The following is a 19,542-nucleotide window of genomic DNA, read 5'->3' on the forward strand; positions in this document are numbered from 1 at the left end:
CGGCTGAGACGGGCGTCGGTCGGCTGAGACGGGCGTCTGTCGGCCAGGGCCGGCTCAGTTCCCGGCGCTCTCGTAGCGACGCAGGCCCCGGCGGAACACGGCGACGGCGAGCAGCACGCACCAGGCCGCCACCACCGGCGTCAGCAGGCCCACCCACGCCAGCCGCCCGTGGCCGAGGAACGCCGACACCGGGAAGAAGCCGATGAACGCGAACGGCAGGGCGGTCGCCAGCACGGCCTGCAAGCCCACCGAGTAGATGCTCAACGGATACTTCGTCAGCTCGCCGAGCTGGTCCAGGCCGGCGGCGAAGGTGTTGATCGCCCCCCGCAGCCAGAACGACGTGGAGTTGGCCACCACGGTCAGCGACACCTTGATCAGCAGCGCGCTCGGCAGCAGCACCGCCGCGAGCGCCACCCGCCCCGGCGTCCACGCCACGTCCAGGTGCGCCAGCGCGGTGCCGAGCAGCCCGCCGCCGACGGTCAGGTTGCCGAAGGCGTTCATGCCCACCCGGCTGCTGCACACCTGCAACAGGCACGGATACGGCCGCAGCAGCATCCGGTCCAGCTCGCCGCGGTTGATCAGCCCCGCCAGCCCCCACGTGCCCTCGGCGAGCAGCTCGCTGGCCCCCTGCGCGAGCACCATCATCCCGAAGATCAACACCACCTCCCACACCCCCCAGCCGTGGATGCGGGGGACCCGGGCGAAGATCGTCGCGATGAGCAGCAGGCCCGCGCCCTGGGTCAGCACGGCGGCGACCACCAGAATCCAGAAGTCGGCCTGGTACTCCAGGGTGGCCCGCAGGTGCGCGCCGAGGCAGCGCCGGTAGACGCGCAGGGTGTGCACGGGTCAGCCCCCGTGCACGGTGAGCCGGCGGACCGCGACGTGCCACAGCCGCCGGGCCAGCCACCACAGCGCGACGATCCACAGCAGTTGCACCCCCACCGCCAGCGCGCCCGGCAGCCCGGGAGACCGGCCCAGGAACAGCATCGCCGGTGTGTTGGTGACGGCCTGGAACGGCAGCACCTCGGCGACGTGCCGCAGCCACGCCGGGAAGAACGCCAGCGGCACCGTGGCCCCGGACAGGATCCCGGAGACCGCCACCCGGGCCAGGCTGATGCCCAGGTAGTTCTGCGTCCAGAAGCAGAGCAGCCCGCACATGTAGACGATGAGGAACTTCAGCGGCACCACGGCGGCGAGGCTCGCCACGAACAGCGCGAGCCGCCCCGGCGGCGGCAGCGGCACCCCGCCGAAGGCCACCAGGGCCACGGCGCACACGGTCGCCGCCGCCGCCGTCTCCAGCAGCGCGAAGCCCAGCGCCTCGGCGAACCGGCCCTTCTGGTAGTCCACCGGCTTGACCAGGTCGACGGCCACCGCGCCGCTGCGGATCCGGGAGGCCATCGCGAAGTCGGTGAACGTCGAGACCAGGCAGTTGGTGAAGAACGACACCAGCAGGTACGCCTTCATCTGCGGCCAGGTGAAGCCGGCCAGCGAGTTGCCGTCGGCCAGCAGCGCCCGCCACAGCGCGAACATGGCCACCAGGTTGAACACCAGCATGGACAGGCTCATCAGGAACGGCACCCGGTAGGCCAGGGCGTTGCGCCAGGCGATCCGCGCCATGGCCCGGTAGGGCCGCATCAGCCGGCGCCGGTCAGGGCGGTGGGGGCGTCGCGCTCGTGCAGCCGGCGGATCAGGTCGGCGACCCCCTCGTCGTCGATGCGCAGGTCGCGCACCTCGACCAGCCCCATCACGGCCGACGCGACCGCGCCCGCCGGGCGCAGCGTCCGGTCGAAGCGGACCACCAGGTCGCGCTCGCCGGCCCCGGTGCTCACCTCGGCGTCGGGCAGGCGCTGACGGATCAGCTCCAGCGGCGCGGGCGCGGCCAGCTGGAAGCGCACCGTCGAGTGGCCCGCCAGGGTGTCCCGCAGGACGTCGACCGGGCCGTCGTGCCGGATCCGCCCCTCGTCGACGACGACGATGCGCCGGCACACCTCCTCGATGTCGCCCACGTCGTGCGTGGTCAGCAGCACGGTCGTGCCGTCGGCGACGAGCTGCCGCAGGAAGGCGCGCACCCGGTCCTTGACCGAGACGTCCAGCCCGATCGTCGGCTCGTCGAGATAGACGATGCGGGGCTCGTGCAGCAGGGCGGCGGCGAGGTCCGCCCGCATCCGCTGCCCGAGGGACAGCTTGCGGGCCAGCACCGGCAGCAGCGGGCCGATCTCCAGCACCTCGCAGAGCCGGTCCATCGACCGGCGGTAGTCGGCCGCCGGGATGCGGTACATGTCGCGCAGCAGCTCGAACGTGTCCTGCACGGGCAGGTCCCACCACAGTTGCGTGCGCTGGCCGAAGACCACGCCCACGTTGCGCGCGTTGGCGACCCGGTCCCGGTGCGGCACGACCCCGGCGACGCGCACCTCGCCCGCGGTGGGCACCAGGATGCCCGTCAGCAGCTTCACGGTCGTGGACTTGCCCGCGCCGTTCGGGCCGACGTACGCCACGGACTCGCCCTCGTCGACGCGCAGGTCGACGCCGTCGACGGCGCGGTGGACGTCGAAGCGCCGGGTGACCAGGTGCCGGAGCGCGCCGGCCAGGCCCGGCGCCTTGCGCGGGCGGCGGAACTCCTTGACGAGGCCGGTGGCCTCGACCAGTGCGGCCGTGGGGGCCATGGCGCTGTGCTCCGATCTGCCGGACGACAAGAGGGCGGGCGACCCGACGGTCAGTCACGGCCCCAGGCGTCGCCCGCGGCCAGCCCCAGCGCGGCCAGCCGCGCCGGCGCCGCGCCGAGCCGCTCCACCTCGGGGTGCGTCACCCGGGGGAACATCCCGCCGAGGGCGAGCGTGGCCAGGACCCGTTCGCGCAGCGCCGGCTCGACCGGCCGGCCCCACGAGTCCCACAACGACCGGAACGGCTCCACCCGCGTGCGGGCCAGGCCCATCAGGCACGCCGTCACCCACAGCGACCACAGCTGGTCGGCCGGCACGCGGGCCGCGAGGTCGGCCAGCCAGGGCTGCGGGTCCGCCACGTCGCGCGCGTACCGCTCGCGCAGCGCCGGCACGTCGACGCCGAACCGGTCGACGGCCGCCTCCAGCGGCACCGGGCTCCAGTCGTTGGTGGGCCGGTCGTTCTCGACCACGACGCGCGGCTCGCTGTGCTTGAAGTACGGCAGGCAGTCGAAGCCGTCGAGCGTGCGCGCCGGGTCGGGCGACCAGCCCGGCGGCGGCTCGCCCACGTAGCAGGACGCCTCGCGGCGGCCCCGGTCGTTGTTGCCGACCACGCTCGGCACGTCGTGGTGCGCCGCCAGGTTCGGCACCGTGAGGTGGACCGGCAGCCCCACCTCCCGCGCGAAGTGGGCCACGGCGACGTCGTCGGCCTCGTCCGGGTCCTGCCCCGCCATGTAGTCGACGAGCCCCTTGGCCGCCGTGGCCGGCAGGGCCAGCGCGATGGTCGGCACGTAGTCGCAGACGGCGCGCACCCAGCGCGCGCCCAGCAGCGCGGCCATCCGGACGGCGGCGCCGTTGCGCGACCCCCAGTCGCTGTGCAGGGCGACCGCGCCGTCCGGCCGGGCCTGCACGGCCCGGAAGGCGTGCTCCAGGAAGCCGGGGAACACCACCGCGTCGTCCTGCAACACCAGGTGGTGGGTGCAGCCGGGCCCGGCGGCGGCCCACGCCGCCCTGGCGGTGCGCAGCGTCCGCGGCGGGCCGTCGGGCTCGGGGTCGAGGACGATCTCGACCGGATAGGGAGCCAGCCGCCGCGCGAGGTCCTCCGCGAGGTGTCGCCGGGACGGATGCGTCATGACGGCTACGGACACGCCACCATGAGACAACTGCTTCTCCTTCCGGCCGGCGGTGTCACGATCGGGCATCGGCGTGGATCGCGGTCAAGGTACCAGCGTTGCCGATCGGGGGCGACCCCTGGCGCCGTTCTCCCCGCGCGTGTCGGCGGCCTGATCGCTTTGTCGTCGGTCAATGCGAGGCGACGTCGGGCGGCTCCGGCGCGGGCGTACCGAGGTCGAGCGACAGCGCGACCCCGAAATGGTCCGAGGGATACTGGCCGCTGTCGTCGCAGGCGGTGCCGAGCAGGGCGGGGCGGGTGGCGCGGACCGGGTCGGCGGCGCGGTACAGGACGTGGTCGAGCCGCCAGGTCGGCGTCGGCACGGGCATGGTCAGCGCGCCCGGGGAGCCGCCCGCGGCCGCCCACGCGTCGACCAGCGCGCCCCGGTCGCGCAGCCGGCCCATCAGGACGCCGTCCGCCGGGCAGTTCAGGTCGCCGCAGACCAGCAGCGGACGCCCCGGCGGCGCCGCCCCGGCCGCCGCCTCCAGGCCCCGCAGGCACGCCTCCTTCGCCTCGTCGGGCCCGACCGGCAAATGCGCCACCCAGACCGTGACGGCGGCCGTCGACACCTCCAGCACGCCCGGGTGGCCGCCGAAGCCGCCGAAGCCGGGCACGGGGAAGACCCGCCACGCGCGGATCGGCGCGCGGCTCAGCACCGCCAGGCCGGGCGTCCGACCGGGGCCGGAGTGCGCCACGTCCCACCGCCCGGGCAGCCCGTCGGCCAACTCCCGCGCCCGCCCGGCCCCCGACCCGGCCGGCGCGGGCACCTCCTGGAGGGCGACCAGGTCGGCGTCGGCGTCGGCCAGCGCGCGGGTCAACAGGGCGGCCCGGCGTTGCCACACCCGGCGTTCGTCGGCCTCGCCGAGGGCGGGGCTGTCCGCCCGGGCCCCGCGCAGGACGGCCCGGTCGCGCCAGTACCGGTGGGGCGTACCGGTGCCCCAGATGTTGTACGTGACGACGCGCAGCGGCATCCCGGCCCGACCCTCCCCGTGCGACGGCCCGTCGGCTCCGGGTCCGCGACGCCTCGCACCGTAGCAGCGCCCGCCCGGCGCGGGGCGACGCCGGCCGCCCGCCGGCCGGCACAGGGGGCCCGGGAGAATAGGGGCAGCGGCGCGGACGATGTACGGGTAACGCGCAACGACAGCCGGGGTATTGAGCGGTTACGATTGCTCGCCCTCTCGTACTAAGGAGCTGTCTTGGGTCTCGATCGGCGACGTTTCCTCGCGCAAACAGGAATCATGGGCGCAGGGGTTGCGCTCTCGGGCACAATTGACGCGCTCTTCACGGCGGCCCCCGCCCTCGCGGGCCACGGGGGCGGATACGGCGCACTGGTGCCCGACCCGGCCGGGCTGTTGGACCTGCCCCGCGGATTCCGTTACCGGGTCCTTTCCCGGGAGCGCGGCACCGCGCCGGCCGGCGTGGCGCCCAGCAGTTTCGACGGGATGGCCGCCTTCTCGGGCCCCGGCCGCGACGTCCGGCTCGTCCGCAACCACGAGAACCGGGTGGGCGCCGCCGCGCCGGTCGTCGCGCCCGCCGAGCTGACCTACGACCCCGTCGCCGTGGGCGGCACCACGACGCTGGTCGTCGGGCCGCGCGGGGTGGCCGAGCGGATCAGCCTGGGCGGCACCTCGACCAACTGCGCGGGCGGGGTGACCCCCTGGGGGACGTGGCTGACCTGCGAGGAGACGGAGATCCGCCGGGGCGAGGGCGGCCACGAGAAGGACCACGGCTTCATCTTCGAGGTCGACCCGTGGCGCACCGACCGCAACGTGGACCCGACGCCGCTCACGGCCATGGGCCGCTTCGCGCACGAGGCCATCTGCGTCGACCCCCGCACCGGCGTGGTGTACGAGACCGAGGACGCCTACGGCGAGAAGTTCGGCTGCTTCTACCGGTTCCTGCCCCGCCGGCCGCTCGCCGGCCACGGCAGCCTGCGCGCCGGCGGGCGGCTCCAGGTGATGCGGGTGCCCGGGGTGGCCGACCTGTCCACCGTCGGAGAGCCCGGGGCCGCCTTCGGCGGCGTCGAGTGGCTCGACGTGCCGGACCCCCTCGCCGCGAGCGTCCCCGTGCGGTTGCAGGACTACGGCCCGGGCGGCGTGACCCACGCCCAGAAGCTGGAGGGCGCGTGGTGGGGCGCCGACGGCGCGGCCTACTTCGTCTCCTCCTTCGCCGTGCGCGAGCACGGCTCCCAGGCCGACCACCAGGGCCAGGTGTGGCGGTACGTGCCGGCCACCAACACGCTGACCCTGGTCGTCGTGTTCCGCGGCACCGACCCGGGCGCGGAGCTGTACAAGACGCCCGACAACATCTGCATGACCCCGGCCGGCGGCCTGATGCTCTGCCAGGACGGCGACGGGGACAGCTACCTCATGGGCACGACCGTCGACGGCGAGCCGTACCTGTTCGCCCGCAACCGGCAGAACCTCGGCACGGAGTCCGCGCCGTCGTACGGCGAGTTCGCCGGGGCCTGCTTCGCCGACGATCGGCGGACCATGTACGTCAACTGCTACGCCCCCGGCACGACGTTCGAGATCACCGGCCCCTTCCGCAGGTAGCGGGCCTGGCGACGCGCCGCGCGGCGGCCCGGCGACCCCCGCCGGGCCGCCGCGGCGCGTGATTCCCGCCATACCGTGGCGTCGCTGCGGGCGGATCCGCCGTCACCCCGCCCCCCGTGAGCGCGCGCCGCCGGTGCCACCTGACGAACATGAGCACCCCTACTCATCCGCCCGGCGGAAGCGTTGGGCAAGCTCGACGCATGTTCGACCCCACACCACCACTGAGCCCGGCCCGGGGGCGGGTGGGCATCACCGCCGTCGGGGCCAGCCTGCCCGGGCAGGCCGTGCCCACCGCCGAGGTGCAGCGGCGGCTCGCCGAGGCCAGCGGGCTGACCCTGCCGCCCGGCCTGCTCGCGCGGATGACGGGCATCTCCTCCCGCCGGCTGGCCGCCGACGGCGAGTACGCCTCCACCCTCGCCGTGCGCGCCGCCCGGCAGGCGCTCGCCGCCGCCGGCCGGGAACCCGAGGAGGTGGACCTGCTGCTGTTCGCCTCCGCCACCCGGGACGTCGCCGAACCCGCCACGGCCCACATCGTGCAGGCCGAACTGGGCAGCCGCGCCCACGCCCTCGACGTCACCAACGCCTGCAACAGCTTCCTCAACGGCATCGACCTAGCCCGCTCGGCGATCCTCGCCGGCCGGGCCCGCCGCGCCCTGGTCGTGACGGGGGAGACCCCCACCCGGGCCATGCGCTGGCAGGTCGCCGACCTCGACCAGGCCCGGGGCGCGTTCGCCGGCTACACCTTCGGCGACGCCGGCGCCGCCGTCATCGTCGAGCCCGTCGCGCGCGGCGGGATCGTCGACGTCGACACCGAGACGTGGTCGGAGCACTGGACCGTCGGCGGCATCCCCGGCGGCGGGTCCCGCCACCCCCGCGGCGACGAGCACACCTACTTCACCGGGGACGGCCGGGCCCTGCGCGACGTGTTCGAGAAGATCGGCGGCGACATCCTGCACCGGGTCCGGGGCCGCACCGGCCTCGACTGGGCCGACTACGCCCGGGTCCTGGTCCACCAGGTCACCCTGCCCTACCTGGACCGGTTCGTCGAGGTCACCGGCGTCCCCCGGGACAAGCTGGAGATCACCGTCGGCGAGCTGGGCAACCTCGCCAGCGCCACCCTCGGCGTGCAGCTCGCCCGCGTCGACGCCACGCTGCGCCCCGGCGACCGGGTGCTCTTCGTCGGCCTCGGCGGCGGCGTCAGCCTGATGACGATGGTCTGGGAGAAGTCGTGACCGGCCCGGGGGAGGGCGGGACCGCGCTGTGGGTGGTGGTGCCCGCGTACAACGAGGTCGCCCGCATCGGCGGCGCCCTCGCCGCCCTCGCCGCGCAGACCGACCGGGACTTCACCCTGCTGGTGGTCGACAACGGCTCCACCGACGGCACCCGGGACGAGGTGCGCCGCTTCGCCGTGCGCGCGCCGGTGCCGACCCGGCTGCTGCGGGAGGAGCAGCGGGGCGTCGGCGCGGCCGTCGACACCGGCTTCCGGCACGCGATCGCCCAGGGGGCCACGCTGCTGGCCCGCACCGACGCCGACTGCCTGCCCCACCCCGGCTGGGTGGCCGCCGCCCGCCGCGCCCTGACCGGCGGGGCGGCCATGGCGTGCGGCCGGATCGAGGCCCGCCGCGACGAGCACGGCCCGCTGGGCCGGGCCGGGTTCCGCTGCCTGGTGGCCGTCGCCACCACCTTCGGCCGGCTGCGCCCCGCCCACCGGGGCCCCGGCTACCGGGCCCCCTACCGGATGCACGCGGGCAACAACATGGCGATCACCGCCGAGGCGTACCTCGCCGCCGGGGGCATGCCCCGCCGCCCGTCCCCGACCGACCGGGAGTTCCTCAACCGGGTACGCCGGCACACCGACGCCATCGTCCACGAGCGCACCATGGTGGTGGAGAACTCCACCCGGCGGCTGCGGGCGTACGGGCTGCGCCGCACCGCCGCCTGGTACCTGGACCGGGGCAGCGGCCGGCTCTCCCCGGACCCGCGCTGACCGCACCCCCGCCCTGAAACGAGTCCCGCGATGCTCGACGAACTGGCCGCCGCGCTGCGCCGCCACCCCGACCGGGCGGCCGTGCTGACCGCCGGCCCCACCGGCCGCACCCGCACCCGGGCCACCCGGGGCGAGCTGGCCGACCTCGCCGACGGGTACGCCGCCGCGCTGCACCACCACGGCCTCGCCGCCGGGGACACCCTCGGGGTGGCGGTGCGCCCCGGCCCCCTGGCCCTGTCGGTGCTGCTCGCCGCGCACCGGCTCGGGCTGCGGGTGGCGGTGCTCGACCCCAGCGCCGGCCCGGACGTGCTCACCGCGCGCCTGGCCCTGGCCCGCCCGGCCCTGGTCGTCGCCGACGCGGCGGCGCAGGCCGTCGCCGGCTGGGCGCGCCCGCTGGCCGACCGGGCCCGGCTGGCCCTGCCCCGGCTGGCCGAGCTGGGGCCGGTTCTCACCGCCGGCCGCAGGCTGCCCGGCTGCGCCCCGGCGCTGCGCCCCCGCCCCGGCCCGGCCCCCGACCGGGGCGGGCCCGACGATGACGCGGTGATCATCTTCACCTCGGGCACGACCAGCCGGCCCCGGGCGGTCGTGCACCGCCGCGCCGGCCTGGACGCCGGGATGCGCGCCGTCGCCGACCTGGTCCGGCCGCGCGCGGGCGCGCCGGTGCTCGGCGGCACGTTCTTCGTCCTCGTCCCGGCCCTGGCCAGCGGCGCGCCGGTGGCCCTGCCGGCCCGCCGGCCCCGGGTCCTGGCCCGACAGGTGGCCCGGCTGCGCCCGCAGGCCAGCTACCTCACCCCGCCGCAGCTACGCGCCCTGCTGGCGCAGCGGCCCCGGCTGTCCGGCCGGTTCTACAGCGGCTCCGCGCCGGTCAGCGCCACCCTGCTCGACCGGGCCAGGCGGGCCGGCGCCGAGCAGGCGTGGGGGGTGTACGCCCTCACCGAGCTCTTCCCGGCCGCCGCCGTCGAGGCCACCGAGAAGGCCGCCTTCACCGGCGACGGCGACCTCGTCGGCGCGCCGCTGCCCGGGGTGGACGCCCGGGTCGGGCCCGACGGGCGGCTGCTGCTCACCGGGCCGGGGCAGGCGCACCGCTATCTCGGCGAGCCGCCGCACGAGATGGTCGACACCGGCGACGTCGCCCGGCTCGACGGCGACCGCATCGTCCTCGCCGGCCGCAGCAAGGACATGATCCTGCGCGGCGCGGAGAACATCTACCCCGGCCTGTACGAGCCGGCCCTGCACGTGCCCGGGGTCAACCTGGCGGTGCTGGTCGGCGTGCCCGCCGACGACGGCGACGAACGGCTCGTCGCCGTCGTCGAACCGGAGCCCGGCGTCGACCCCGGCCGGCTGCGCGGGGCCCTCGACCCGGTCCTCGCGCGGATGGGCGCCGCCCGCCCCGACGCGCTGCTCATCGCCCCGGTGCCGACGAGCGGACGGTCCCGCAAGCCCGACCGGGCCGCCACGGCCGCCCTGGCCGCCGCCGCCGGCCGGCCCGCCCCGAGCCCGCGCCGGGGCGGCCGTGGCTGAGCGCCCGGCCGCGGACGCGGCCCCCGCCGACGCGGCCCCCGCCGGGCCCGGTTGGCCCGTCGGGTCCGGCCGGTCCGGCCGGGGCCGCCGCCGCGACCGGCGGGTCTACCTGCGGCGCTACCCGCTGCTGTTCGGCCTGCTCGTGGCCACCCGGCGTCGGCCGGCGCTGCGGCTGGGCCGCACCGTGCTCGTGCACGACCCGCAGGCGTACCTCGACGCGCTGACCCGGCTGCCCCTGGACCGGGCCGGCACCGGCACCGTCGGCGGCACCGCCCACCGGCTCGGCGTCGACGGGCTCCTGTTCGACCAGGAGGGCCCCGAGCACCGGCGGCTGCGCCGGGCCCTGCACGACGGGCTGGGCGGCGCCGGGGTGGCCCGGCTGCGCCCGGTGTGGACGGCGGTGCTGCGGCGGCGGCTCGCCCCGCTGGCCGCCGGGGAGGCGGTGGACCTGGTGCCGGTCGCCGCCGAACTGGCCGGCGTCACCACGGCGGCGCTGCTGGGCGTCGACGCCGACCCCGTCGCCCTGGCCGCCGCCGCCCGCCGCGCCGCCGCCACGGCCGCCGCCGCGCAGCTTCCGGGCCCGCGTCCGCCCGGCCGGGCGGATGCGGCCCGCCGCGCCGTGGCCGACCTCGCCGACCTGCTCGGCGGGCCGCCGGAGACCGCCGGCCTGGCCGGCATGCTCGCCGTCGCCGCCGTCAACACCACCGTGTCCGGCCTGCCCCGGGCGGTCGCCTGGTGCGCCGACGACCGGCTGTGGGACGCCGCCGCCGACCCGGCCGGCCGGGAGGCGCTGGTCGACGAGCTGCTGCGGGTGACCGCGCCGAGCCCGCTGCTGCCCCGGGTCGCCGCCGCGGCGGGCGTCGCCGGCGGCTGCCCCGTCCGGGCCGGGGACCGGCTGCTGCTGGTCGCCCGGCACGCCGCCGGGGCACACCGCGCCGGGCCCGACCCGGCCGCCCCGGCCCCGCCCCGGATCGCGCGGCTGGTCTTCGGCGTCGGCCCGCACTCCTGCCCGGGGGCCCGGCTGGCCCGCGCGCAGCTCGCCGACACCCTCGCCGCGCTCGCCCCGCACCGGCCGGTCGTGACCCGGGCCCGCGCCGACGGGCGCGCCGCGCTGCCCGGCTGGGCGCGCCTGGTGATCCGGGCCGGCGCGTGAGCCCCGCCGGGGCCGGCGACCGGGGCCGGCGCGTGGACCTCCACGGGGCCGAGGTGGCGGTCACCGGGGCGAGCGGCTTCTGCGGCGCCGCCGTGGCCCGCGCGGCGGTGGCCGCCGGGGCCCGGGTGCGCTGCCTCGGCCGCCGCCCGGGCCCCGTCGGCCGGCACGTCCCGTGGGACGCCGCCCGCACGGCCCCCGACCTCGCCGGGGCCGACGTGGTCGTCCACCTCGCGGCGGCGGTCGGTGACCCGCCGCCCGGCCGGGCCGCCGAACGCGCCTACCGGGCCGTCAACGTCGACGGGGCGGCCCGGGTGCTCGACGCCGCCGCCGGCCGCCCGCTGGTCTGGGTGAGCAGCGCCAGTGTCTACCGGCCCGGCGGGGCGGCCCTGGTCACCGAGGACCACCCGACCGACGGGCAGCTCTCCGCGTACGGGCGCACCAAGGCCGCCGGCGAACGGCTCGCCCTCGCCGCCGGCGCCGTCGTGCTGCGCCCCCGGGCGGTCTACGGCCCCGGCGACCCGCACCTGCTGCCCCGGCTGCTGCGCTCTCGCCGGGGCGGGTGGCTGCCGGTGCCCGGCCCCGACGTGCGGCTCAGCCTCACCGCCGTGGAGAACCTGGCCGACGCCTGCCTGGCCGCCCCCGCCTGGCCGGGCGGGGCGTACAACATCGCCGACGCGCGGCCGTACTCGCGCGACGCGGTGCTGCGCGCGGTGCTCGCCGCGACGGGCGGCCCGGCGCGGCTGGCGCACCTGCCGGTCGGCCTCGCCCACGCCGCCGCGTCGGCGGCCACCGCCTGGTCGGGGCTCACCCGCCGCGCGCCGCTGCTGACCCGGTACGCCGTCGACCAGCTCGCCCGCGACATGGTGCTCGACCTCGGCCGGGCCCTCGCCCAGGGTTACCGGCCGCGGCGCGACCTCGCCGACTACCTGGCCGCGCCGGGCGGACCAGGGTGGGCGGTGCGCGGGGCGCGCGGCGGCCAGGAGCGTGGGTAGACTCCGCGTCGCGGCCGGATGACCATGCGTCGGGGCCCCTCGCGCGAGGGCGCCCTCGTGCGATCCGTGCCCGGGAGAGGGATGGGGTGCCCGCCAGGTGATGACTCTTGCGGCGGTCGCGGCCGACGTCTCCTGCACCGCCCTTTTGGTGCTCGATTCCGACGGCCGGTGCGTCTGGTCCAACGTGGCCGCCGGCCGGCTCGGGGTCCGGCCGGACGAGCTGCCGCTGGCGCGGGCGCAACCGGGCGGCCCGGCCGTCGAGGTCCCCTGGCCGGCCGCCGAGCAGGCCACCCGCTGGTTGCAGGTGTGCTGCCACGGCGTCGACTCCGACGGGCAGCCCCTGCGGGTGTACGAGGTGCGCGACGTCAGCGCCGAACGCCGCGAACGCGAGCGGGGCCGCAACCACCGGTGGCGGCTGGCGCGCATCGAGCAGTTGGCCAAGGTCGGCACCTGGGAGTGGCACGTGGCGACCGGCGAGGTCGTCTGGTCCGACGTGCTGCTGCAGATGTTCGGCCTGCCGCCGGGCACCACCCTGGACTATCCGTCCTACCGGCAGCTCGTGCACCCCGACGACATCGGCCTCATCGAGCGGACGCTGGAGTCGGCGCTGGCCAGCGGGGAGTCCTTCTCGTACACCCACCGCATGTACCTGCCCGACCGCGTGACGGTCCGGGTCTTCGAGTGCTATGGCGAGGTCTTCACCGACGCCTCCGGCGTCCCGGAACGCGTCCTGGGCACCGCCCATGACATCACTGCCATGCGCCGGGCCCAGGACGAGCTGACCCGGCTGGCCGAGCGCGACCCCCTGACCGACCTGCCGAACCGGCGGGCCCTGCTCGCCCGCCTCGACGACCTGCTCGCCTCCGGCGGCGGGCGCTCCGGCGCCCTGCTGCTGATCGACATCGACAACTTCAAGGACATCAACGACGTGCACGGGCACGCCGTGGGCGACGACGTGCTGCGCGTGCTGGCCCGGCTGCTCGTCCGGCACCTGCCGGCGGGCACCGTCCTGGGCCGCCTCGGCGGCGACGAGTTCGCGGTCGTGCTGCCCGACGCCACGGCCGGCGGGGCCCTCGCCGTAGCCGAGAGCCTGTGCAACGCCGCGGTGCGCAGTCCCGTGCCGCTGGTCGACGCCGGCCTGCGGGTCACGCTGAGCATCGGAGCCGCGTCGCTGGCCCCCGGAGACACCCGCGACGTGGCCCTCGCCCACGCCGACCTCGCGCTCTACGAGGCGAAGAACGCCGGGCGCAACCGGGCCCGGCTCTACCTGCCCGAGCAGTACCGGCACGCCGTGCAGCGGGTCAACGTGGTGGCCCGGGTCCGCAACGCCCTCGACGAGCGCCGGATGCGCCTCGACGCCCAGCCCATCATCGACCTGCTGACCGGCGAGGTGGTCAGCCACGAGCTGCTGATCCGGTTGCGCGACGGCCGGGAGCCCGAGCTGGCGCCGGCCGACTTCCTGCCCACCGTGGAGCGCGACGACCTCATCGGGGAACTGGACCGGTGGGTGGTGGCCACCGCCACGGCGGCGCTGGCCGACCCGGCTGCCGCGGCGGCCGGGACCCGCTTCGACGTGAACATCTCCGCCCGTTCGCTGGAGTCGCCCGGCTTCGGCGACTGGGTGGTGGGGCGGCTGCGCGCGGCCGGCGTCGAGGCCCGCCGGCTGGGCCTGGAGGTCACCGAGACCGCGGCGATCACCAACGTCGCGGCCGTGCGCAACCTCGCCGGCACGCTGCGCGATGCCGGCTGCCGGCTGAGCCTGGACGACTTCGGGGCCGGCTTCGGCTCGTTCGCCTACCTCAAGCACCTGCCGTTCAGCACCGTCAAGATCGCCGGGGACTTCGTCCGGCAGGCCGACCGGGGCGGCGCCGACCCGGTGCTCATCGACGCGGTCGTGCGTGCCGCGCACGGGCTGGGCATGCGCACCGTCGCCGAGTCGGTCGACCGCGACGCGCTGGTGCCGGCCCTGCGCCGGCTGGGCGTCGACGCCGGCCAGGGCTACCACCTGGGCCGTCCCGTCCCGCTGGACGTCCTGCTCAACCGGGTGCCCGACGATCGTCCCGCCGCCGTGGACGCCCCGGCGTGGCACCCCGACCGCTGACCGCCCCCGGCCCGACCCCCCGACCACCCGCCCGCCGCCGCTCCCCGGAGACCCAGGTGACCGCATCCCCCGCGCCGGCGCTGCCCGGCGGCGTCACGCTCGCCACCCCCGATCCCGATGCCGCCCGCGCCTTCTACGCCGGCCTGCTCGGCTGGACGTACGCCGCGCCGGCTGGCCCGCGCCCCGGGCGGGCCGGGGCGACCGTCGCGTACGCCGGGGGGACGCCCGCCGCCGGGCTGGAGCCGGCTGCCGCGCCGGCCCGCTGGTGGACGGTCCTCGCCGTCGGCGACGTCGGGGCCGTCCGGGCCGCCGCCGGCCGGGCCGGGGCGCGCGTCGACGGCGACGACGTGCACGACCCGCTCGGCGGGTCCTTCCGGCTGCGCGCCGGCACCGACGTCGTCGTCCCGGGCCTGGGCCGGCCGAGCTGGTACGAGTACATGACGACCGCCCCCGCCGACGCCGACCGGTTCCACGCCGACGCCCTGGGGCTGCCCGCGAGCGTGCCGCCGGGCGCGCCCGACGACGCGTACGCCCTGCTGCTGGCCGACGGGCGGCCGGTCGCCGGCCGGCTGGCGCTGCCCCCGCCGCTGGTGGGCCTGCTGCCCACCGGCTGGATGGTCTACTTCGCCGTCGCCGACCCCGACGACGTGGCCGGGCGGGCGCAGGGGTTGGGCGGGCGGCTGCTGGTGCCGCCCCGCGACGTGCCGACCGGCCGGGTCGCCGCGCTCGCCGACCCGGCCGGCGCGGTGTTCACCGTCGTCCGCCCGGCCCCCGCCCCGGCGTAGCGCGGCGCGTACGGCGCGGGTGGCCGGTGCCGGGCGTACGCTGGCCTGCGTGGATCACGAAGACCGCATCGCCCTGTTCCTCGACTACGAGAACCTCGCGCTGGGGGCGCGCGAGCACCTCGGCGGCATGGTCTTCGACCTGCGTCCCCTCGCCGACGCCCTCGCCGAGCGGGGGCGGGTGGTGGTGCGCCGGGCGTACGCCGACTGGTCCTACTTCGACGAGGACCGGCGGATGCTCACCCGCTCCCACGTCGAGCTGATCGAGATGCCCCAGCGCATGGGCGCCTCGCGCAAGAACGCCGCCGACATCAAGATGGCCGTCGACGCCGTGGAGCTGGCGTTCGAGCGGGCGTACGTGTCGACGTTCGTGATCTGCACCGGCGACAGCGATTTCACGCCGCTGGTGCACAAGCTGCGGGAGCTCAACAAGCGGGTCATCGGCGTGGGCGTGGAGAAGTCGACCTCGGCGCTGCTGCCGCCGGCGTGCGACGAGTTCCTCTACTACGACCGCCTCGAGGGCGTCGACGTGCCGCCGGCGCGGGCCCGGCGCGGCCGGCCGGCGCGGCTGCCCAGCCCGGAGCCCGAGCAGGGCGGGCAGGTCGAGCGGGCCGGGCAGGTGGAGGCGGCAGAGGCGGTGGAGCCCGAGTCGCCGCCGGTGGGCGCGGAGCCGGCCCGCGACGTCGACACGCTCAGCGTGCTGGTGGCGCAGACCGTGGCCGGCCTCCAGGGCAGCTCCAGCGGGGAGGTCACCGCCTCGACGCTCAAGCGCACCCTGCTGCGCAAGGACCCGACGTTCAGCGAGTCCGACTACGGCTTCCGCACCTTCGGCGAGCTGCTGCGCCACCTCGCCGGGCGCACGGTGATCGAGCTGGCCGAGGGGCCGGCGAAGGGCGACCCCGAGGTGTCCCTGCCCGAGCACGGCGACCGGGAGGTGGCCTTCGGGCTGCTCCGGTCCGTGGTCGCCGACCTCGCCGGCGGCGGGGGCGACGTCGCCCTGTCCGGGCTGAAGAACCAGCTGCGCCGGGCGCGCCCCGACTTCAGCGAGAAGAAGCTCGGCTACCGCAGCTTCCTCCAGTTCTGCAAGGCCGCCGCCACCAGCGGGGTCGTCGACCTGCGGTGGAGCGCCGACGCCGACGACTACCTGCTGACCGTGCCGGCGGCTTCCTGACCGCGCTCCGGCGGCCCCCGCCACAACGGACCGTCCGGATCGGACGGTCCGTTGTGCCGCCCGGCTACCGTGGGCAGTGGCGTCGCCACCCACGCGCGGGGCGGTGCCGGTGCCGGCTCCCTCGATCGCTAGGGTTGGGACGTGTCTCTATGGATGGCCGCGATGTGGGGAATGGTCGGCAGCGCCGTCGCGGAGGCACTGAACCTCTCCGCCATGATGCGCCCGACCAGCGAGTCCGGGGGCCGGTGGCAGTGGCCGTGGCGGGACCAGCGGGACAGGCCGATCGTCGTCTTCGCCGTCCTGTTGCGGGCGGCGGCCGGCACCGGCCTGGCCGCCGCGGCCGGCGCGGGTGGCCTGGCCGACACCGCGTTCGCCAGCTTCACCTTCGGGGTGGCCGCGCCACTGGTGATCGCCAAGATGTTCGACCAGGTCCGGGTGGAGCCGCCGGCCGACCCGCCCGCCGACACACCGGACGGTGGGCCCGATGACGGCGCGTGACACCCGGTGGCAGCGGTGGGTCGCCGCGCTGGCCGCCCGGCCGGCGACGGCCACCACCACCGCCGTGCCGGTTCCCGGGCGCACCCGGTTGGCCGCCGCGCTGGCCGCGCGGCCGGTCGCCGGCCCGCGCCGCCCGCCGCCGCCCGGGTTCGGCGACGGGCACGCCGAGGGCGGCAAGCTCACCGAGCGGGTGAAGGGGATCCTGGCCGCCGTCCTCGGCGTGACCGCCGACCAGCTCCGGGTCGACGCCGACGGCGACGTGGGCATCCGCGCCGGTTCCGCCATGATCTTCGTACGTGTCCAGGACGACCCGCCCCTGGTGGACGTCTTCTCGCCGCTGCTCACCGGCGTCGAGCCGACCCAGACGCTCTACCAGCGCCTCTCCGACCTGACCAACGGGCTGGTCGTCGGCCGGGTCTACTGCACCGGCGGCACGGTGTGGGCCTCCATCCCCGTCTTCGGGCAGGACTTCGTCCCCACCCACCTGCTGCTGGCCGTACGCGGGATGATCGCCCTGGCCGACGACCTCGACGACCGGCTGCGCCTGGAGTTCGGCGGCAGCCGGTTCTTCGGGTCGGAGGCGTCCGGGCTGACCCCGGTGCCCGACCCGACCGGCTACCTGCGCGACCTCGCCGACTCGGGGGCCTCCGGGGCGCGGGGCGCGGGCAGCGTCCTGGTCGACCTGCTGGCCGACCGGGGGCACACCGAGGAGCTGCGGTTGCGCGCCGACCACGGCGACGGGCACGCCGCCGCCCGGTTGGCGGCCCTGCTGGCCGAGCGGGGGGAGGCCGGGGAGGCGGAGCGCTACTGGCGCGTCGCCGCCGACCTCGGCGATCCCGGGGCGCACGACGAGCTGGCCGCCCTGCTGGCCGCCGGTGGCCGTCCCGACGAGGCGATCGACCTGCTGCGTCGCGCCGTCGAGCAGGGCGACCGGCGGTCCCTGCCGCTGCTGATCACGCTGCTGACCGAGCACGGGCAGCTCGACGAGGGCATCGACCTGCTGCGCCGCTGGGCGGCCCGGGTCGACCCGCCCGGGGCCTGACCGGCGGCGCGCCCGAGGATGGAGGCCGCCGGCGGCGCGCGACCGCCGATCCCGGCGGCGTGCAAGAAAGATCGGGGGCCGGCGACCGCCGGACCCCCGATCTCCCGTGGGCGATGTCAGTCCCGCTGCACGACCATGCCCGCGCCGACGGTGCGGTTGGTGGCCTCGTCGATGATCACGAAGCCTCCCGTCGTGCGGTTGCGGTGGTAGTCGTCGACGAGCAGCGGCACGGTGGTGCGGATGCGGATCCGGCCGATCTCGTTGAGTTTGAGTTCGGTGGCGGTTTCGTCGCGGTGGAGGGAGTTGATGTCGAGGCGGTAGTGCAGCCCCCGCACGATCGCCCGCGCGGAACGGGTGGTGTGCTTGATCGCGTACCGGCCGCCGACGGCCAGCGGGCGGGTCTCGTCCATCCAGCAGACCATCGCCTCGATGTCCTGCGCCACCGCCGGGGCGTTGTGCGGCCGGCAGATCATGTCCCCCCGGGAGATGTCGATCTCGTCCTGCAGACGCACGGTCACCGACATCGGAGGGAACGCCTCCTGCACCGGCCCGTCAGCGGTCTCCACCGCCGCGATCGTCGAGGTGAACCCCGACGGCAACACCATCACCTCGTCACCCGGCTTCAGCACCCCCGACGCGACCTGCCCGGCATACCCCCGATAGTCCGTCACCGTCGTGGACTGCGGCCGGATCACATACTGCACCGGGAACCGCACATCCTGCAGGTTCCGATCCGAGGCGATGTGCACCCGCTCCAGATGATGCAACAACGACGGACCCTCGTACCACGGCATGTCCTCCGACCGCGACACGATGTTGTCCCCCCGCAACGCCGACACCGGCACCACCGTCAGGTCCGGCACGTCCAGCTTCGCCGCGAACGCCGTGAACTCGTCCGCGATCGCCTCGAACACCTCCTGCGACCAGTCCACCAGATCCATCTTGTTCACACACAACACCAGATGCGGCACCCGCAACAACGAACACAGGAACGCATGCCGCCGCGACTGCTCCACCAGACCCTTACGCGCGTCCACCAGGATCAACGCCAGATCCGCCGTCGACGCCCCCGTCACCATGTTCCGCGTGTACTGAATATGACCCGGCGTGTCCGCGATGATGAACTTCCGCCGCGGCGTCGCGAAGTACCGGTACGCCACATCGATCGTGATGCCCTGCTCCCGCTCCGCCCGCAACCCGTCGGTCAACAACGCCAGGTTCGTGTACTCGTCCCCCCGCGCCGCGGACACCGCCTCCACCGCCGCCAACTGATCGGTGAACAACGACTTCGTGTCATACAACAAGCGGCCGATCAACGTCGACTTACCGTCGTCCACACTCCCGGCCGTGGCGAACCGCAACAGGTCCATCGGCCGCGCCTCCACCTCGACCGGCGCCATGTCGATGCTCATCAGAAGTACCCCTCCCGCTTACGGTCCTCCATCGCGGCCTCGCTGACCCGATCATCACCCCGGGTCGCGCCCCGCTCGGTGACCCGCGTCGCGGCCACCTCCTCGATCACCGCCGCCACACTGTCGGCATCCGACCGCACCGCCGCCGTGCACGACGCATCCCCCACCGTCCGGTACCGCACCACCTCCACGAACCGCGTCTCACCCGCCCGAGGGGTGAAGAACTCGTTCACCGCGTACAACATCCCGTCCCGCTCGACCACCTCACGCTCATGCGCGAAATAGATCGACGGCAACGGAATCCGCTCCCGGGCGATGTAGTGCCACACATCCAACTCGGTCCAGTTCGACAACGGGAACACCCGGATCGACTCACCCGGATGATGCCGACCGTTGTACAACGACCACAACTCCGGCCGCTGGTTCTTCGGATCCCACTGCCCGAACTCGTCCCGGAACGAGAACACCCGCTCCTTCGCCCGCGCCTTCTCCTCATCCCG

At 76.1% G+C, this 19,542-nt stretch carries 18 protein-coding genes; 11 read left to right on the forward strand and 7 right to left on the reverse strand.

Going from position 1 to position 19,542, the window contains the following annotated elements; translation table 11 throughout:
- Window positions 1–54: 54 nt before the first annotated feature.
- The 5 genes from ACFYWL_RS23190 to ACFYWL_RS23210 form a co-directional block, all read right to left on the reverse strand.
- Complete coding sequence (locus ACFYWL_RS23190) at window positions 55–843, reverse strand: ABC transporter permease (protein WP_386976049.1); 789 nt, start codon at window positions 841–843, stop codon at window positions 55–57.
- A 3-nt stretch (window positions 844–846) separates the two neighbouring features.
- Window positions 847–1,635 (reverse strand): ABC transporter permease, encoded by a 789-nt coding sequence (locus tag ACFYWL_RS23195; protein ID WP_386976052.1) that lies wholly within the window; start codon window positions 1,633–1,635, stop codon window positions 847–849.
- Complete coding sequence (locus tag ACFYWL_RS23200) at window positions 1,635–2,663, reverse strand: ATP-binding cassette domain-containing protein (RefSeq protein ID WP_386976055.1); 1,029 nt, start codon at window positions 2,661–2,663, stop codon at window positions 1,635–1,637. The genes ACFYWL_RS23195 and ACFYWL_RS23200 overlap by 1 nt, the downstream gene beginning before the upstream one ends.
- 50 nt (window positions 2,664–2,713) lie before the next feature.
- Entirely contained in the window at window positions 2,714–3,805 is a 1,092-nt protein-coding gene (locus ACFYWL_RS23205; protein WP_386976058.1) for a hypothetical protein, read from the reverse strand.
- A 154-nt stretch (window positions 3,806–3,959) separates the two neighbouring features.
- On the reverse strand, window positions 3,960–4,799 hold the full coding sequence (locus tag ACFYWL_RS23210) for an endonuclease/exonuclease/phosphatase family protein (protein WP_386976060.1): 840 nt from the start codon (window positions 4,797–4,799) through the stop codon (window positions 3,960–3,962).
- A 267-nt stretch (window positions 4,800–5,066) separates the two neighbouring features.
- On the opposite strand from ACFYWL_RS23210, the gene ACFYWL_RS23215 reads away from it, so the two are divergent.
- The 11 genes from ACFYWL_RS23215 to ACFYWL_RS23265 all read left to right on the forward strand — a co-directional run bounded on the left by ACFYWL_RS23215 (window position 5,067) and on the right by ACFYWL_RS23265 (window position 17,630).
- Complete coding sequence (locus tag ACFYWL_RS23215) at window positions 5,067–6,383, forward strand: alkaline phosphatase PhoX (protein ID WP_386976063.1); 1,317 nt, start codon at window positions 5,067–5,069, stop codon at window positions 6,381–6,383.
- A gap of 200 nt (window positions 6,384–6,583) precedes the next feature.
- Window positions 6,584–7,615 (forward strand): 3-oxoacyl-ACP synthase III family protein, encoded by a 1,032-nt coding sequence (locus ACFYWL_RS23220; RefSeq protein ID WP_386976066.1) that lies wholly within the window; start codon window positions 6,584–6,586, stop codon window positions 7,613–7,615.
- Window positions 7,612–8,370 carry a glycosyltransferase family A protein gene (locus tag ACFYWL_RS23225; protein WP_386976068.1) on the forward strand — a complete coding sequence of 253 codons (759 nt, stop codon included), beginning with the start codon at window positions 7,612–7,614 and terminating at the stop codon, window positions 8,368–8,370. The genes ACFYWL_RS23220 and ACFYWL_RS23225 overlap by 4 nt, the downstream gene beginning before the upstream one ends.
- Before the next feature lie 30 nt (window positions 8,371–8,400).
- Window positions 8,401–9,891, forward strand: a complete 1,491-nt coding sequence (locus ACFYWL_RS23230) for a class I adenylate-forming enzyme family protein (RefSeq protein WP_386976071.1) — start codon at window positions 8,401–8,403, stop codon at window positions 9,889–9,891.
- The gene (locus ACFYWL_RS23235) at window positions 9,884–11,044 is read left to right on the forward strand and encodes a cytochrome P450 (protein WP_386976074.1); all 1,161 of its coding nucleotides are present in this window, start codon (window positions 9,884–9,886) and stop codon (window positions 11,042–11,044) included. The genes ACFYWL_RS23230 and ACFYWL_RS23235 overlap by 8 nt, the downstream gene beginning before the upstream one ends.
- Before the next feature lie 32 nt (window positions 11,045–11,076).
- Complete coding sequence (locus tag ACFYWL_RS23240) at window positions 11,077–12,036, forward strand: NAD-dependent epimerase/dehydratase family protein (protein WP_386976077.1); 960 nt, start codon at window positions 11,077–11,079, stop codon at window positions 12,034–12,036.
- A gap of 100 nt (window positions 12,037–12,136) precedes the next feature.
- The gene (locus ACFYWL_RS23245) at window positions 12,137–14,137 is read left to right on the forward strand and encodes a putative bifunctional diguanylate cyclase/phosphodiesterase (RefSeq protein WP_386976104.1); all 2,001 of its coding nucleotides are present in this window, start codon (window positions 12,137–12,139) and stop codon (window positions 14,135–14,137) included.
- 56 nt (window positions 14,138–14,193) lie between these two features.
- Entirely contained in the window at window positions 14,194–14,922 is a 729-nt protein-coding gene (locus ACFYWL_RS23250) for a VOC family protein (RefSeq protein ID WP_386976080.1), read from the forward strand.
- 49 nt (window positions 14,923–14,971) lie between these two features.
- Window positions 14,972–16,090, forward strand: a complete 1,119-nt coding sequence (locus tag ACFYWL_RS23255; protein ID WP_386976083.1) for an NYN domain-containing protein — start codon at window positions 14,972–14,974, stop codon at window positions 16,088–16,090.
- A gap of 141 nt (window positions 16,091–16,231) precedes the next feature.
- Window positions 16,232–16,588 carry a hypothetical protein gene (locus ACFYWL_RS23260; RefSeq protein WP_386976086.1) on the forward strand — a complete coding sequence of 119 codons (357 nt, stop codon included), beginning with the start codon at window positions 16,232–16,234 and terminating at the stop codon, window positions 16,586–16,588.
- Window positions 16,575–17,630: a hypothetical protein gene (locus tag ACFYWL_RS23265; RefSeq protein ID WP_386976089.1), complete on the forward strand. Its 1,056-nt coding sequence runs from the start codon at window positions 16,575–16,577 to the stop codon at window positions 17,628–17,630. Before ACFYWL_RS23260 ends, ACFYWL_RS23265 begins: the two co-directional genes overlap by 14 nt.
- A gap of 116 nt (window positions 17,631–17,746) precedes the next feature.
- On the opposite strand, the gene ACFYWL_RS23270 is transcribed toward ACFYWL_RS23265, so the two are convergent.
- Together ACFYWL_RS23270 and cysD are read right to left on the reverse strand one after the other, a co-directional pair.
- The gene (locus ACFYWL_RS23270) at window positions 17,747–19,042 is read right to left on the reverse strand and encodes a sulfate adenylyltransferase subunit 1 (RefSeq protein ID WP_386976092.1); all 1,296 of its coding nucleotides are present in this window, start codon (window positions 19,040–19,042) and stop codon (window positions 17,747–17,749) included.
- Window positions 19,042–19,542, reverse strand: a 501-nt coding sequence (gene cysD / locus ACFYWL_RS23275) for a sulfate adenylyltransferase subunit CysD (RefSeq protein ID WP_386976095.1), incomplete at its 5' end; no start/stop codon positions are given. The genes cysD and ACFYWL_RS23270, both read right to left, overlap by 1 nt.

The sequence above is a fragment of the Micromonospora sp. NPDC002575 genome (genome assembly GCF_042889525.1).
Lineage (GTDB): Bacteria > Actinomycetota > Actinomycetes > Mycobacteriales > Micromonosporaceae > Micromonospora > Micromonospora carbonacea.

Bases quoted from the DNA above. Each gene is read 5' to 3' on its own strand.
- ACFYWL_RS23195 (WP_386976052.1), bottom strand. From the start codon at position 1,635: ATGCGGCCCTACCGGGCCATGGCGCGGATCGCCTGGCGCAACGCCCTG.
- ACFYWL_RS23215 (WP_386976063.1), top strand. From the start codon at position 5,067: ATGGGCGCAGGGGTTGCGCTCTCGGGCACAATTGACGCGCTCTTCACG.
- ACFYWL_RS23210 (WP_386976060.1), bottom strand. From the start codon at position 4,799: ATGCCGCTGCGCGTCGTCACGTACAACATCTGGGGCACCGGTACGCCC.
- ACFYWL_RS23230 (WP_386976071.1), top strand. From the start codon at position 8,401: ATGCTCGACGAACTGGCCGCCGCGCTGCGCCGCCACCCCGACCGGGCG.
- ACFYWL_RS23220 (WP_386976066.1), top strand. From the start codon at position 6,584: ATGTTCGACCCCACACCACCACTGAGCCCGGCCCGGGGGCGGGTGGGC.
- ACFYWL_RS23270 (WP_386976092.1), bottom strand. From the start codon at position 19,042: ATGAGCATCGACATGGCGCCGGTCGAGGTGGAGGCGCGGCCGATGGAC.
- ACFYWL_RS23245 (WP_386976104.1), top strand. From the start codon at position 12,137: ATGACTCTTGCGGCGGTCGCGGCCGACGTCTCCTGCACCGCCCTTTTG.
- ACFYWL_RS23200 (WP_386976055.1), bottom strand. From the start codon at position 2,663: ATGGCCCCCACGGCCGCACTGGTCGAGGCCACCGGCCTCGTCAAGGAG.
- ACFYWL_RS23265 (WP_386976089.1), top strand. From the start codon at position 16,575: ATGACGGCGCGTGACACCCGGTGGCAGCGGTGGGTCGCCGCGCTGGCC.